16 protein-coding genes and 5 tRNA genes are annotated in these 11,603 nt (G+C 62.9%); 11 read left to right on the top strand and 10 right to left on the bottom strand.

What is annotated here, in order from left to right:
* Nucleotides 1-75: 75 nt before the first annotated feature.
* From AAEU42_RS06270 to AAEU42_RS06260, 3 genes are all read left to right on the top strand, one after another.
* Nucleotides 76-621: a DUF4330 domain-containing protein gene (locus tag AAEU42_RS06270; protein WP_342232680.1), complete on the top strand. Its 546-nt coding sequence runs from the start codon at nucleotides 76-78 to the stop codon at nucleotides 619-621.
* A gap of 79 nt (nucleotides 622-700) precedes the next feature.
* Nucleotides 701-1,531: a stalk domain-containing protein gene (locus AAEU42_RS06265; RefSeq protein WP_342232679.1), complete on the top strand. Its 831-nt coding sequence runs from the start codon at nucleotides 701-703 to the stop codon at nucleotides 1,529-1,531.
* Complete coding sequence (locus AAEU42_RS06260; RefSeq protein ID WP_342232678.1) at nucleotides 1,525-2,082, top strand: phosphatase PAP2 family protein; 558 nt, start codon at nucleotides 1,525-1,527, stop codon at nucleotides 2,080-2,082. Before AAEU42_RS06265 ends, AAEU42_RS06260 begins: the two co-directional genes overlap by 7 nt.
* Nucleotides 2,083-2,125: 43 nt before the next feature.
* On the opposite strand, the gene AAEU42_RS06255 is transcribed toward AAEU42_RS06260, so the two are convergent.
* The 8 genes from AAEU42_RS06255 to AAEU42_RS06220 form a co-directional block, all read right to left on the bottom strand.
* Entirely contained in the window at nucleotides 2,126-2,545 is a 420-nt protein-coding gene (locus AAEU42_RS06255; protein WP_342232677.1) for a DUF2871 family protein, read from the bottom strand.
* Nucleotides 2,542-3,210, bottom strand: coding sequence for a hypothetical protein (locus AAEU42_RS06250; RefSeq protein ID WP_342232676.1), 669 nt, complete (start codon nucleotides 3,208-3,210; stop codon nucleotides 2,542-2,544). Before AAEU42_RS06250 ends, AAEU42_RS06255 begins: the two co-directional genes overlap by 4 nt.
* 18 nt (nucleotides 3,211-3,228) lie before the next feature.
* Entirely contained in the window at nucleotides 3,229-3,777 is a 549-nt protein-coding gene (locus AAEU42_RS06245) for a TetR/AcrR family transcriptional regulator (RefSeq protein WP_342232675.1), read from the bottom strand.
* Between the two features lie 140 nt (nucleotides 3,778-3,917).
* Nucleotides 3,918-4,436, bottom strand: coding sequence for an RNA 2',3'-cyclic phosphodiesterase (gene thpR, locus AAEU42_RS06240; RefSeq protein WP_342232674.1), 519 nt, complete (start codon nucleotides 4,434-4,436; stop codon nucleotides 3,918-3,920).
* A gap of 1 nt (nucleotide 4,437) precedes the next feature.
* Nucleotides 4,438-4,689: a GIY-YIG nuclease family protein gene (locus AAEU42_RS06235; protein WP_342232673.1), complete on the bottom strand. Its 252-nt coding sequence runs from the start codon at nucleotides 4,687-4,689 to the stop codon at nucleotides 4,438-4,440.
* Between the two features lie 50 nt (nucleotides 4,690-4,739).
* On the bottom strand, nucleotides 4,740-4,934 hold the full coding sequence (locus AAEU42_RS06230; protein WP_342232672.1) for a DUF1540 domain-containing protein: 195 nt from the start codon (nucleotides 4,932-4,934) through the stop codon (nucleotides 4,740-4,742).
* A 78-nt stretch (nucleotides 4,935-5,012) separates the two neighbouring features.
* Nucleotides 5,013-5,888 (bottom strand): DUF2238 domain-containing protein, encoded by an 876-nt coding sequence (locus AAEU42_RS06225; RefSeq protein ID WP_342232671.1) that lies wholly within the window; start codon nucleotides 5,886-5,888, stop codon nucleotides 5,013-5,015.
* The gene (locus AAEU42_RS06220; RefSeq protein ID WP_342232670.1) at nucleotides 5,885-6,415 is read right to left on the bottom strand and encodes a gamma carbonic anhydrase family protein; all 531 of its coding nucleotides are present in this window, start codon (nucleotides 6,413-6,415) and stop codon (nucleotides 5,885-5,887) included. The genes AAEU42_RS06225 and AAEU42_RS06220 overlap by 4 nt, the downstream gene beginning before the upstream one ends.
* 105 nt (nucleotides 6,416-6,520) lie before the next feature.
* Here AAEU42_RS06220 and AAEU42_RS06215 point away from each other — a divergent pair, with 105 nt between their 5' ends.
* Nucleotides 6,521-6,733: a hypothetical protein gene (locus tag AAEU42_RS06215; RefSeq protein ID WP_342232669.1), complete on the top strand. Its 213-nt coding sequence runs from the start codon at nucleotides 6,521-6,523 to the stop codon at nucleotides 6,731-6,733.
* A 22-nt stretch (nucleotides 6,734-6,755) separates the two neighbouring features.
* Here AAEU42_RS06215 and AAEU42_RS06210 read toward each other — a convergent pair whose 3' ends face one another.
* Both AAEU42_RS06210 and AAEU42_RS06205 read right to left on the bottom strand, forming a co-directional pair.
* On the bottom strand, nucleotides 6,756-7,283 hold the full coding sequence (locus AAEU42_RS06210) for a putative ABC transporter permease (protein WP_342232668.1): 528 nt from the start codon (nucleotides 7,281-7,283) through the stop codon (nucleotides 6,756-6,758).
* 140 nt (nucleotides 7,284-7,423) lie between these two features.
* Complete coding sequence (locus AAEU42_RS06205; RefSeq protein WP_342232667.1) at nucleotides 7,424-8,056, bottom strand: GyrI-like domain-containing protein; 633 nt, start codon at nucleotides 8,054-8,056, stop codon at nucleotides 7,424-7,426.
* Between the two features lie 166 nt (nucleotides 8,057-8,222).
* Here AAEU42_RS06205 and pyrB point away from each other — a divergent pair, with 166 nt between their 5' ends.
* The 7 genes from pyrB (at nucleotide 8,223) to dctP (ending at nucleotide 11,572) form a co-directional block, all read left to right on the top strand.
* Nucleotides 8,223-9,281, top strand: coding sequence for an aspartate carbamoyltransferase (gene pyrB, locus AAEU42_RS06200; RefSeq protein WP_342232666.1), 1,059 nt, complete (start codon nucleotides 8,223-8,225; stop codon nucleotides 9,279-9,281).
* Nucleotides 9,282-9,361: 80 nt separating this feature from the next.
* A tRNA-Gly gene (locus AAEU42_RS06195) sits at nucleotides 9,362-9,435 on the top strand.
* 53 nt (nucleotides 9,436-9,488) lie between these two features.
* Nucleotides 9,489-9,565, top strand: a tRNA-Arg gene (locus AAEU42_RS06190).
* A 98-nt stretch (nucleotides 9,566-9,663) separates the two neighbouring features.
* Nucleotides 9,664-9,739 (top strand) — tRNA-His (locus tag AAEU42_RS06185).
* 59 nt (nucleotides 9,740-9,798) lie between these two features.
* A tRNA-Gln gene (locus AAEU42_RS06180) sits at nucleotides 9,799-9,873 on the top strand.
* A gap of 116 nt (nucleotides 9,874-9,989) precedes the next feature.
* A tRNA-Lys gene (locus AAEU42_RS06175) sits at nucleotides 9,990-10,065 on the top strand.
* 361 nt (nucleotides 10,066-10,426) lie between these two features.
* On the top strand, nucleotides 10,427-11,572 hold the full coding sequence (gene dctP, locus AAEU42_RS06170; RefSeq protein ID WP_342232665.1) for a TRAP transporter substrate-binding protein DctP: 1,146 nt from the start codon (nucleotides 10,427-10,429) through the stop codon (nucleotides 11,570-11,572).
* Nucleotides 11,573-11,603: the final 31 nt, after the last annotated feature.

Genomic DNA, 11,603 nt, shown 5'->3' with positions numbered 1-11,603 from the left:
TTATTTTACCACAGCAGGGAAAATATACAACAGGAATCGACGGGGAATTTCCCCGCTTCGTAAGGAGAACGTGGAATGGACAAGAACGGAAAGCTCTTTGGAAAGATCAACATCATCGACCTGCTGGTCATCATCATCGCCGTGGCGGTGGTGGCCGCCGTGGCCCTCAAGATGACCGGCCGCATGGGCGCCACCCGGCCCGAGGTGGGGGCCAATATCGTCTATACCGTCCGGGTGGAGGGAGTGGACAAGGAGGTCTATGCCTCCATTCAGGAGTTCCAGGCCGCCGCCAAGGCCAACGGCTTCGTGGGCGACCAGCTCATGTCCAACGGCGAACTGCTGAACGCCTACATCACCGACGTGGCCTCCAAGCCCCACGAGGCCAAGGCCAAAATCAGCTCCATGGACGGGGACGTCATCATCCCGGTGCTGGAGGACACGGTGGACCTGACCTTCACCGTGGAGGCCTACGTGCTCAACAACATCAAGACCGAGCTGGGCAGCCAGGAGGTCCGGGTGGGCAAGACCCACATCGTCAAGACCACCCACTACGAGCTCAACGGCGGGGTCATTCTCACCTGCCAGTGGAAAGAGGGCACCGGCGCGGACAACGCCGCCTGAGCCTGAGGAAGGTCCCTGAGACGGGGCGGGGGCATCCCCGCCCCGTCTTTTTGTATACTGCGAAAAGGAGTGTTTTTAGATGAAAAAGCGGTTTTCAGCCCTGGTTTTGGCGGCGGCGCTCACGTTGGCCCTGGCGGTGCCCGCCGGGGCGGCGGAGGTCCCCGCCCTTCAGGTGGACGGGGTGACGCTGGACTGTGTCCCGGAGCTTGTGGACGGCGTGTCCTATCTTCCCGCCGGGGAGCTGGCGGCGGCCCTGGGCGCCTCGGCTGAGGCGGAGGGGGATTGGGTGACCCTCACCAAAAATGGGGAGAGCGCCGTGTTGAACGCGGCCTTCCGGCGGGAGGGGACGGCCTACCTGCCCATCCGGGCGGCGGGGAATGCCCTGGGCTTCAGCGTGGGCTGGGACCGGGCACAGCGCACGGTGCTGCTGGCGGATGTCCGGGCTCTGGCGGAGACGGCTGCCCAGGCCGGGAGTCCGCAGACGTGGCGCTTGGCCGGGACCGGGGTGGAGGCCGGGCCCTTCTCCCAGCGTTTGGCGGGCGCCGCCGCCCGGATGGCGGCGGGGGTAGACCCCGGCCGTCCCGTGGCCGCGCTTCTCTCCGCCATCCCCCTGACGGACGCCGGGAGCTCCTGGAGTCTGGTCTCCCAGGCCGCGGCGGCCCTGGCGGAGGGGGAGGAACGGGTCTCCCTGAGCCAGGGCGAGACTGTGCTCACCCTGATCCGGACGCCGGAGGGGGGCAGCCTGGACGTGGAACTCCCGTCCTCCGCCCTGGCCCCGGCGGAGCTGCTGCGGTGGGCCGGCCTGGCCGGGAAGCGGGCCGAGGTGCGCCTCACCATCTCTCAGGAGGAGGCCGGCGCCGTGGTGTCCGCGGGGGGCTGGCGGGCCCAGGCCAGGTGGACCGTTTGCTGACCGCCCTTTCCCAGGCCGAGGGACCCTTCCTGCTGTGGGTGCAGGAGACGGTGCGAAACGCCGTTTTGGACCCTGTCATGGCTCTTTATACCCAGCTGGGCAACGCGGGGCTTTTGTGGATCGTCCTGTGTGGGCTGATGCTCCTCTTTCCCAAGACCCGGAAGGCGGGGATCGCCGGAGCGGTGGGGCTGGTGTTCAGCCTGCTGTTTACCAATATCCTGATCAAGCACCTGGTGAATCGGACCCGGCCCTGGCTGGTGCTGGAGGGCCTGGTCCCCCTGGTGGTGGAGCGGGACCCTAACTCCTTCCCCTCGGGCCACACCAGCGCCGCCTTCGCCGCCGCCGCGGCCTGGTACCACACCCTACCCCGGAAGTGGATGGGGGCGGCGGGGCTGGCCCTGGCGGCCCTGATGGGCCTGTCCCGGCTCTACGTGGGGGTCCATTTCCCCAGTGACGTGCTCTGCGGGTTCCTGGTGGGCACCCTCTGCGGGGAGCTGGCCTGGTGGCTCTGCCGGAAGTGGGAGGAGCGGCGGGAAGCCCTGCGCTCCTGAAATCAAAAAACGGACTGCCGGTTTTCCGGCAGTCCGTTTTTGGTTACGCGGCGGCGGCTTCCCGCCGGATCTGGAGCAGCAGGAGGATGAGGCCGGCGGAGAGGAGGATGTGGCCCACCCCGGCCGCACCGGAGAGGGAGGCGTCCAGCCCCCGGCTCAATTCGGCGCCCCACACCTGGGCCAGGCCCCGCAGGAGGAGGCCCAGACCCGTGATATTCAGGCCAACCTGGTAGAGGATCAGGGCCCGCCCGGTGGACCTCCCGCCGGGGAGCAGGCCGTTTTTGGCCAGGAGCAGCAGGGCCAGAAAGAAGAACATGCCAAGGAGAAAGTAGTGGGTATGTAAAACGGCCAGGGTGGTTTTCCCGGTGAACGCGCTGAACTTGGTGAACTCCCGGTAGAACACGCCGCACACCATGGCGGTCACGGCGTAAATGAGGGCGGTATTCGCATAGCGTTTGGTCATTTTCCATTCTCCTTCTGATAGAGCTTCCAGAGCATGAGGACGATCCAGACATAGGCCAGGGTCTTGGGAATCATGAGCATACCAACGGCGGGGGCCACCCCGCTGAAGAGGACCACGGGGAGGTAAAAGCCGAAGGAGAGGGCCACCGCCGCGGGCATGAAGCGGAAGGCGCCGTCCCCGGTCCGTTTGTTCTCCTGGGCAAAGAGGAGGATGATGAGGATGCCGATGACGGCGAAGGGGATGTTGCGCAGCACGCCGTAGAAGAGAGGCTGGCGGTACACCAGCCATTGGTTCTGGGGCAGAAGGCACAGGGCCGCCCGCAGAAGGGCCAGGACCCACATGGTCAGGGTGAGGCCCCTCCGCCCATGGATGCGGTAATGGTCCCGCCAGATGTAGTAGAGGATGAGATAGAAGATGGTCATGGTGATGGAGGTGACGAATTTGCCCACGCCCAGGGCGGCGGCATTGGCCTCCAGGCCGGTGGTCCAAAGGGCGAAGGACCGGGGGACCAGGTGGAAGGCGTCCCCCGCCCCCAGCAGGGCCGCCATGGCCCCTGCCTTTTTGACCAGGGGGCTCTTTCCCCGGAAGAGCATGGTGAGTCCCGCCAGCAGGGCGAAGCCCAGGTAGAGGACGTCGAAAATCGTTTCAGCGATCGCTTGTGCCATGATGTGTGCTCCTTTCAATCAGTAGAGAATGCGGCGGACCAGGGCCAGGAAAAAGCCCACGTCCGGCTCCGGCGCCCGCAGCAGCAGGGTGAGATGGGCCACGAGGAACCGGGCGAACCGCTCCCGGGAAAAATCCCCGTCCCAAATGTCCCGGCGGATGGCCGGGTCCTGATCCATTCGGCGCAGAAGGGCCTGCCCCAAGGTCTCCTGCATGGCGGCCATACGGGCCTGCCCCTCGGGGTCCACGCTCCCCAGGCTGCGCATGAGGGCCCCGGCGGAGGCGTCGATGCGGGCGCGCAGGAAGGTAAAGAGCTGCTCCAGCTGGCCGTCGAAGGAGGGGGCGGTGAGGCGGCCCCGCAGCTCCTCCAGGGTCCGCGCCCAATCCTCCTCCGTAAGGGAGAGGAGGATCTCGTCCTTGCTGGAAAAGTAGTTGTACACCGTGCCTGTGGCCACCCCTGCCCGCCGGGCCAGGGAGCGGATGTTCACCGCCCCGATGCCCTCGGCATCCGCCAGGTCCCGGGCGTGGGAGAGCAGGACGGCGCGGAGAGTGTCGTCTTTTTTTCGCATGGTGACGCCTCCTTGGCAAACTAAAATGAACAAGTTCATTTATGTTATAGCAGAGCAAAAGACAAATGTCAAGCATAAATGAACGTGTTCATAAATATGCCAAAAAAACAAGCGCCTGATTGGTTCAGGCGCTTGTCCCGTTAAAAGTCCGAGGGGTCCAGGGGGGTGTAACGCAGCCGCTCCCCCTCCCGGTGGGAGTGGAAAAGCCGGGGGCCGGGGGAGTGGGCGGCAATGGGCTTTTCCAGGGGCCCGGCGGGGTCGGATCCATCCGGCAGTACCAGCTTGCGTCCCAAAGTCAGGTGGGGGACGTAGGGGCGGTCCTCCAGCGGGAAGCCGGCGGCCCGGAGGGCGGCCTCCAGCCCGGCCTGGCCCCCGGACAGGGCGGCGCTGGGCATCGGGTCCAGGTGCCAAATCCCCCCGTCAAAGCGGTCCAGCCGGTCAAAGGTGAGCGCGAGGGGCGGGAAGGAGGCGGTTCGGAGGAGGGAGAACAGCTCCGGGAGACGGGCGGGCTCCACCTCCCCCAGAAAGGCCAGAGTGAGGTGGAAATTTTCCGGGGCGGTGAAGTTCCCACGTTCCGCCATCCGGCGGAGCCGCGCCTGGACGTCGGCGAAGGCGGCCCGGGCCGGGGGATCGAAGGAAAGGCCGAAGAAGAGGCGCACGTCAACCGCCGCCCCCTTCGATGAGGGCCAGCTTTTCCGCCCGGGTGAGCTTTTTCACGGCGATCTCCCGGCGGAGGGCGGCGGACTTGTCGGCGCAGGCCTCCTGGTAGGCCAGGGTCAGCGGGCCTCGGCCCCGGGTGTATTTGGCCCCCTTGCCGCTTTGGTGGACGGCCAGGCGGCGGGCCACGTCGTCCGTGGTGCCGGTATAGAGAGTGCCGTCGCCGCACCGGAGGATATAAAGCCAGTAGGCCATGGAACACCGTCCTTTATATGTAGGGGCCCGGCGGGGCCCCTGGCTCCGAATCAGTGGCAGCCGCAGTTGGTGCCGTGGTCGCCCAGCTTGAAGGAGGCGCACTCGGTGGAGGTGCAGTTGGACACGTCCTGGCAGGAACAGCCCACCTTGATCTCGTTGAGTGTGCACAGCCCGTCGCTGGCGGCGTGGTAGGCACAGGAGTTGACAGAGCACTTGATGCTGGGATTACCGTTATTGCGCTGCATATTAAATTCCTCCCTTATTCACAATCCGTCCGGGGACAAGATTAGTATGGACGTGGAGAGAGGAAATATGTATGGCATTTATGGGTCCCCGGCCTTTGTCCCGGCCTCTCCCCGTTCCGGCTGCCCGGCCTCTTCCGGCGCCGGTATCCCGGTGTCCTCGGGGGCCTGGGTCATGAGCTTGGGGATGAAGCGGCGGGCGAAGCGGCCGCTGCCCCGCTGCTTGACGTAAAAATAGCCGATGATGGAAAAGACCACGGCCCCGATGAAGTTGACGAAAAGGTCCTTCATGGTGTCCAGCAGGCCGATGTCCAGGTAACCGCCCAGGCCAAGGGCCTGCTGGGTCCCGTCGGAGTGGACGATGATGACGTCGGCGATGTCCCTGATGACCTGGGGGTGATTGCTGCCGTCGGGGGCCAGCATCACCGAGCCGATGGTGTTGACAATGGTGTCCTTCTGCATGTCCAGCAGGAGGAAATGGTCGATGGTGGCCTCAAAGAATTCCCACAGCACGCCCACCGTCATGGAAAAGCAGAAGGCCACGAAGGCCATGTAGGCGGGGGAGAGGGAGAAGGTGGTGATCTTGGTGTTGCGGTTGAGGATGTCCACCAGGGAGAAGCCGATGGCGGCGCAGAGGAAGCCGTTGATGGTGTGGAGCATGGTGTCCCAGTAGGGGAAGGTGATGTAGTAGGCCCGGATCTCCCCCAGGATCTCGGCGGAGTAGATGAACAGGAGGATGATGATCTCCAGCGTATCCGGCACGTCGATGTGGAGCCGCCGCTCGATGAAGTTGGGGGCGAGGAACAGGATGAGGGTGAGCACGCACAGGAAGGCGCTTTCGAAGTCCCGGTTAAAGATCTGGGCGATGAGGACGCCCACCACGGAGAAGCGGAGGATGAAGTAGACGAAGGCGAGGATCTTTTTCTCCGTGGGTTTGGAGAGCCGCTGCTTTTTCACAAGGGGTCTCCTTCCTCCACCAGGGGCAGGGACTCCGCCGCCAGGGCGGCGTAGTCGGCGGCGGACAGGGCGTTCTCCGCCAGCTCCTCCTCCGTCAGGGGGCGGAGGACCTTGGCGGGGGAGCCCACCACCAGGGAGCCGGGCGGCACGACCTTGTTCTGGGTCACCAGGGCCCCGGCGGCCACCAGGGAGCCGGCGCCGATGACGCAGCCGTTGAGCAGGATGGCCCCCATGCCGATCAGGCAGCCCTGTTCCACCGTGCAGCCGTGGACGATGGCCCCGTGGCCCACCGTCACGTCGTCGCCGATCACGGTGGGGTGCTCGTCGTCCGTGTGGACCACGGCGTTATCCTGAATGTTGGAGCGCTTTCCCACCCGGATGGACCGGTGGTCCCCCCGGAGGACGGCGCCGTGCCAGAGGTTCACATCCTCGCCCAGGATCACGTCGCCCGCCGCCACGGCGGTCTCCGCCGCCCGGACACCGGGGGCGAGCTTGGGGGTCTTGCCCCGGTATACATATTGAAACATCGGCAAAATCACTTCCTTTTCCCCTCATTATAGCCTGTGGAGGGAAGGCTGACAAGTCAAAATCCCTGGGCAGGCGCATAGAATGGCTGGGAGGTGATACCAGGAATGGATCTGAAAAACAATAAAGTTACGGTGGGCGAGCTGCTGGACTACGCCCCGGCCCGGGCGGTGTTCCAAAAGCGGTTCCCCATGGTGATGCGCCACCCCATGCTGGGGGCGGCCCGGACGGTGACGCTGGAGCAGCTCATCGCCTTCGCCGGAAATTACATCCCCAGGAACATGGTGAACGAGACGCTGAACGAATTGAAAAAGGTGTGAAACAAAGGCCGGGCGGGCGTCATCACGACGCCGCCCGGCCTTTTCGTCCCCTGGGGCGGGCGTACCACCGCAGGGCCCCGGTGCCGCCCCGGCGGAGGAGCAAGAGGGAGGTGGCGGCGTCCCCCAGGTAGAACAGGGCGGCGGGGATGGTGACGGCAGCGGGCACCCCGGCGGCCCAGGCCTCCAGCCAGGGCTGGACGGCGTAGACCAGCGGCAGGGAGAGCAGGCCCCAAAAGCCGCTGAAAAGGAGGCACACCCGCCCGCCCAGGTTCCAGGGGAGCCGGCGGTAGTTCCAAAAGGCCACCCCGGCGGCCTTTTCATAAAACCAGGACAGGCCCCACTCCGCCGCCGTACATACAAGGGCGCCGCCCAGAAAAAGAAGGAGAGGGGACCCTTTCACCCAGCCGGGCAGCAGCAGGATGCCCAGGGCGCCCACGCCGTAGACCGGGCAGACCGGGAGGAGAAGGTGGCACTTCCGGTCCGGCTTGGGGCTGTGGGTGAGCCGGGCGAAGGCCACCTCCAGCAAGAAACCGCAAAAGCTGTAAAACAAAAATTGCCAAAAAAGCGCCGCCAAACGCCTCACCGTCCTTTGTGGTTTCAGTTTGGACCGGCGGCGGAAAAAGCATACGGAACACTTTTTGTAAAAAAGCCCCGCCGCAGAAATGCGGCGGGGCCTGGAATAAAAAACAATCATTTTTTTCGGATGGGATGGCGGATAACGGTCTGAAAGCGGGACGGAGGGACCCTGTGGGCATCGGAGAGGTAGATCTCGTGGTGGAGCCTGGCGGGGGAGAAGTCGTTCTCGTAGCCCTGCTCGGCCAGGTAGGCGTCCATGAGGGCTACGGAGGCGGGCTCGTCGTCAAAGGGGCCCAGGTGCATGATCTGGACGCAGAGGCCCTCCTTCACGGTAAGGAATTCCGCCTTGGAGCAGTCCAGCTTTTTCTTGCGGGCAGCCTCACCGGCCGCCCACTCCAGGTGGGCGGGAGTGATAAAGCCGGGAAGGCGGATGGCCGAGATCCATCGAAAGCCGGCCTTGTCCCGGTAATCGATGCCGTCGGCCCCCTCCTGCCACCAGAAGCCCTCCAGAGGCGGGACCACGTATTGGAAAAAGCCGTCAATGGAGTGGCCGCTCTTCTCGCTCATTTTCAGGGTGTAGGACAGGGTGTACAGGACGCTGATGGCCTGCTGGTAGGCGCCGCCCGGCTCGTTGGGGTCCCCGGCGCCCCGGACCGCCACGTAGTTCATGGCGGGGACCAGGACGAGCTCCGGTTTGTTTTTGGGCAGATAGAATGCCCGGTATTCCTTTTTGAAGTCAAAAGCCATGCGGCCCAGCCCCTTTTCTTTATGATGGGTCCATCATACCACAAAAAAGCTGACAGGGCATGTCAGCTTTTTTGGCCATTTTGAGGGGGGCGAAATTGACTGCTCCACCTTGTGGAGGGGCTTAAATTATGGTATCATGGCGAAAACGGAGGAAGGGGCGAGCGGGATGCGGCATCTGATCGATTTTGGGGACGTGAGCAGAGAAGAGTGGGAGGTCCTCTATCAGCGTGCCAGCGATATCATGGACGCCCCGGAGCGGTTCCTGGATGCGTGCAGGGGCAAGGTGATGGCCAGCCTTTTCTACGAGCCCTCCACCCGCACCAACTTCTCCTTCCAGACCGCCATGCTGCGGGTGGGGGGCACGGTCTTTGGCTTTGCCGACCCCAAGTCCTCCTCGGTGTCCAAGGGGGAGACCTTGAAGGACACCATTACCATGGTCTCGGGCTATGCCGACGTGGTGGTGATGCGCAATCCCCGGGAGGGGGCGGCCAAGGCCGCCAGCCTCTACTCCGCCGTGCCCGTCATCAACGCCGGGGACGGCGGCCACATGCACCCCACCCAGACCACCGCCGACCTGACCACCATTACCCGCCTGCGGGGGAAGGTGGACGGGCTCAGCGTGGGGCTCTGCGGGGATTTGAAGAACGGGCGCACCGTCCACTCCCTCATCAAGGCCATGGCCAAGTTCCAGGGTATCAAGTTTTTCCTCATCGCGCCCCGGGAGCTGGCGGTGCCCGAGTATATGCGGGCCTTCATGCGGGAAAACAATATGTGGTTCACCGAGGTCACGGGTCTGGAGTCGGTCATCCCCCAGCTGGACGTGCTGTATATGACCCGCATCCAGCGGGAGCGGTTCGTGGACCCGCTGGAGTACGAGCGCAACAAGGGAGTCTATGTCCTCACCCGCCGGAAGCTGGCCCGGGCCAAACAGGACCTGCTGGTGATGCACCCCCTGCCCCGGGTGGACGAGATCTCCATCGACGTGGACGACGATCCCCGGGCGGTCTATTTTGAGCAGGCCCGGTACGGCATGTTCGCCCGGATGGCCCTGCTCACCGACCTGGCCAACCAGCCCCGCCGGAAGCCGGAGCCGGTGGAGATCGGCCGCGGCCCGGTATGCTCCAACCCCAACTGCGTCACCCAGACGGAGCTCTATCTGCCTCCCCTCACCAAGCAAAACGGCGGTGTGGAGTGCTGTGCCTTCTGCGACGCTCCTCTGCGGTGAGAAAATGCAAAAAAAGGATTGACAAATAAAAGAGGGATATGCTATCATACTAAGGCTGACGTTGAGACCGTCAGACCTATGCGGGTGTAGTTCAATGGTAGAATCCCAGCCTTCCAAGCTGGTCGCGTGGGTTCGATTCCCATCACCCGCTCCAAGGCGAAAGCCTTTTCTTGCGGGCGCGCCCTGCGGCGGCGGGTGTTTCGATACGCGCCTGTAGCTCAGGTGGATAGAGCAACTGCCTTCTAAGCAGTGGGCCGGGGGTTCGAGTCCCTCCAGGCGTACCAACTTTTTGGTTGGTGAGCGCGCGTGGGGCGCTGGAAGTTCTTCACGGCCGGCTCCAGACGCGGCGTTCTTTTCTTGTTTTTTCCTTTGCTTTTATATGGTGGGCGTAGTTCAGTTGGTAGAGCACTGGATTGTGGTTCCAGGTGTCGTGGGTTCGAGTCCCATCGCCCACCCCAGAAAAGAAGGCGGCAGGGCCGGAGCCTCGGCTCCGGCCCTGCGCTTTTTATCCCGATAGTGGGGTGTAGCCAAGCGGTTAAGGCACGGGACTTTGACTCCCGCATCGCTGGTTCGAGTCCAGCCATCCCAGCCACGTCGAAGCAAGCTGCGGATCCTGCGCCTCCGCGCGCAAGTGCGGGCCCATTCCCTCCGCCGCTTCTCCTCTCCCACAAAAGCGGCCGCCCGCTTTTGTGGGTCCATATCAAAGATGACCCGGTAGCTCAGTTGGTAGAGCACCTGCCTTTTAAGCCGGTTGTCCGGGGTTCGAGCCCCCGCCGGGTCACCAGAAGAAAACCTCTGTATCTGTTGTGTTTCAACGGATACGGAGGTTTTTTCTTTTTGCGGCGCGACAGTAAAAGCGGGTAAAAGGGGGTGAAAAGTTGGATAGAGGTTCGTCAGAGGTTCGTCAAAAATAAACAACGGTGGGAATTAAATAATGCCTGTCCACGGGTTTCCCGTACATTTGTGTTGACAGGGGGATAATTCTATGATATAAAAAACTTGAATGAAATAATTATTTCTTTCAAAAATGATAGACGAATATTAAAATGAAAATAATAGCATCAATTACGATTGCGTTATATTCCTGGCGCCGGGAATATTGGCAATAGAGACCCACCGGACACAATGTCATAAGGGAGGCTATTATGAAAAAGATCGGTAAAAGAATTGTCGCTCTGCTCCTGGTTTTGTCCCTTGCGGCGATCGCCTGCGGCTGCAGCGGGACGACGCCCACGGAAAACAGCCCCTCGGCCCAGCAGTCCCAAGAGCCGGCCGGTACGAATACCGCCGCGCCGGGAGAACAGCCCGCGCCTATGACGCTGACGTTCGCCACGCACCTGCCTGAGACCGCCATTGACGGCGCCTCCTTGAAATACTTTTTCGAGGAGGTCTCCAAGGAGACGGGGGGCCTGCTCACCTTCGACTACTATTTCGCGGGGTCCCTGGTGAACGCCACCGATTCCCTCACCTCCGTGACCAACGGGCTGGTGGATATCGCCTTTGTGCCCGAGGGCTTCTTCGAAACCCAGTTCTATCCCACTTTTGTGGCTACCATCCCATACACCACGACCTCGGAGTGGGTGACCAACAAGGCTATGTATGAGATGTTCCAGACCTATGAGCCCTTCCAGAAAATGTGCCAGGATCAGAACGTGGTGAATCTGGGCGTGGTGGCGCCCAGTGAGCTGTCCATGTGCTCCAACCTCAAGATCGAGTCTCTGAATGATCTGGCCGGGCTGAAGATCCGCGCCATGGGCGCGGTCAACGCCGATATGAGCAGGCTGGGGGCCACCCCGGTGGCTCTGGGCGCCAATGAGATCTATGAGGCGCTGGAACGCAAGACCGTGGACGCCGCCACCGGCATCCCCGTCACCCTGGCGGTCTCCTATAAGCTCCAGGAGATCAGCGATTACTTCATCTTCACCGGCTACGGCATGTACACCACCTCCAGCATTTACATGAACAAGGACGTTTATGACAAGCTGCCCGACGCCTATAAGCAGGCGTTCCAGACGGTCTATGACCGCTTTGTGGACGAATACTCCAGCGAAGAGTGGATGGGCGGCGCCCTGAAGGAGTCTGTCCAGGCCATCGAGGACGCCGGCGGGGAAGTGATCGTTCTCCCCAAGGAAGAGCGGGACAGATGGGCGGAGAAGCTGGAAGTGAACGCCCAGGAGTTCGTGGATACCGCCAATTCCTATGGATATGACGGCCAGGAGATCCTGGACACCTACCGGGCTCTGGTCGAGAAATACACGCCGGACGACATCGCCTACCAGATCTACGAATAACCGCATCGGCCAGCATGAATAGGGCAGGGGA

This window comes from Pseudoflavonifractor phocaeensis (assembly GCF_038439875.1).
GTDB lineage: Bacteria > Bacillota > Clostridia > Oscillospirales > Oscillospiraceae > Vermiculatibacterium.
This window is presented reverse-complemented; position numbering and strand designations above follow the sequence as displayed.

Bases quoted from the DNA above. Each gene is read 5' to 3' on its own strand.
- AAEU42_RS06270 (WP_342232680.1), top strand. From the start codon at position 76: ATGGACAAGAACGGAAAGCTCTTTGGAAAGATCAACATCATCGACCTG.
- AAEU42_RS06265 (WP_342232679.1), top strand. From the start codon at position 701: ATGAAAAAGCGGTTTTCAGCCCTGGTTTTGGCGGCGGCGCTCACGTTG.
- AAEU42_RS06255 (WP_342232677.1), bottom strand. From the start codon at position 2,545: ATGACCAAACGCTATGCGAATACCGCCCTCATTTACGCCGTGACCGCC.
- AAEU42_RS06250 (WP_342232676.1), bottom strand. From the start codon at position 3,210: ATGGCACAAGCGATCGCTGAAACGATTTTCGACGTCCTCTACCTGGGC.
- AAEU42_RS06245 (WP_342232675.1), bottom strand. From the start codon at position 3,777: ATGCGAAAAAAAGACGACACTCTCCGCGCCGTCCTGCTCTCCCACGCC.
- AAEU42_RS06235 (WP_342232673.1), bottom strand. From the start codon at position 4,689: ATGGCCTACTGGCTTTATATCCTCCGGTGCGGCGACGGCACTCTCTAT.
- AAEU42_RS06230 (WP_342232672.1), bottom strand. From the start codon at position 4,934: ATGCAGCGCAATAACGGTAATCCCAGCATCAAGTGCTCTGTCAACTCC.
- AAEU42_RS06220 (WP_342232670.1), bottom strand. From the start codon at position 6,415: ATGTTTCAATATGTATACCGGGGCAAGACCCCCAAGCTCGCCCCCGGT.
- AAEU42_RS06215 (WP_342232669.1), top strand. From the start codon at position 6,521: ATGGATCTGAAAAACAATAAAGTTACGGTGGGCGAGCTGCTGGACTAC.
- AAEU42_RS06205 (WP_342232667.1), bottom strand. From the start codon at position 8,056: ATGGCTTTTGACTTCAAAAAGGAATACCGGGCATTCTATCTGCCCAAA.
- pyrB (WP_342232666.1), top strand. From the start codon at position 8,223: ATGCGGCATCTGATCGATTTTGGGGACGTGAGCAGAGAAGAGTGGGAG.
- dctP (WP_342232665.1), top strand. From the start codon at position 10,427: ATGAAAAAGATCGGTAAAAGAATTGTCGCTCTGCTCCTGGTTTTGTCC.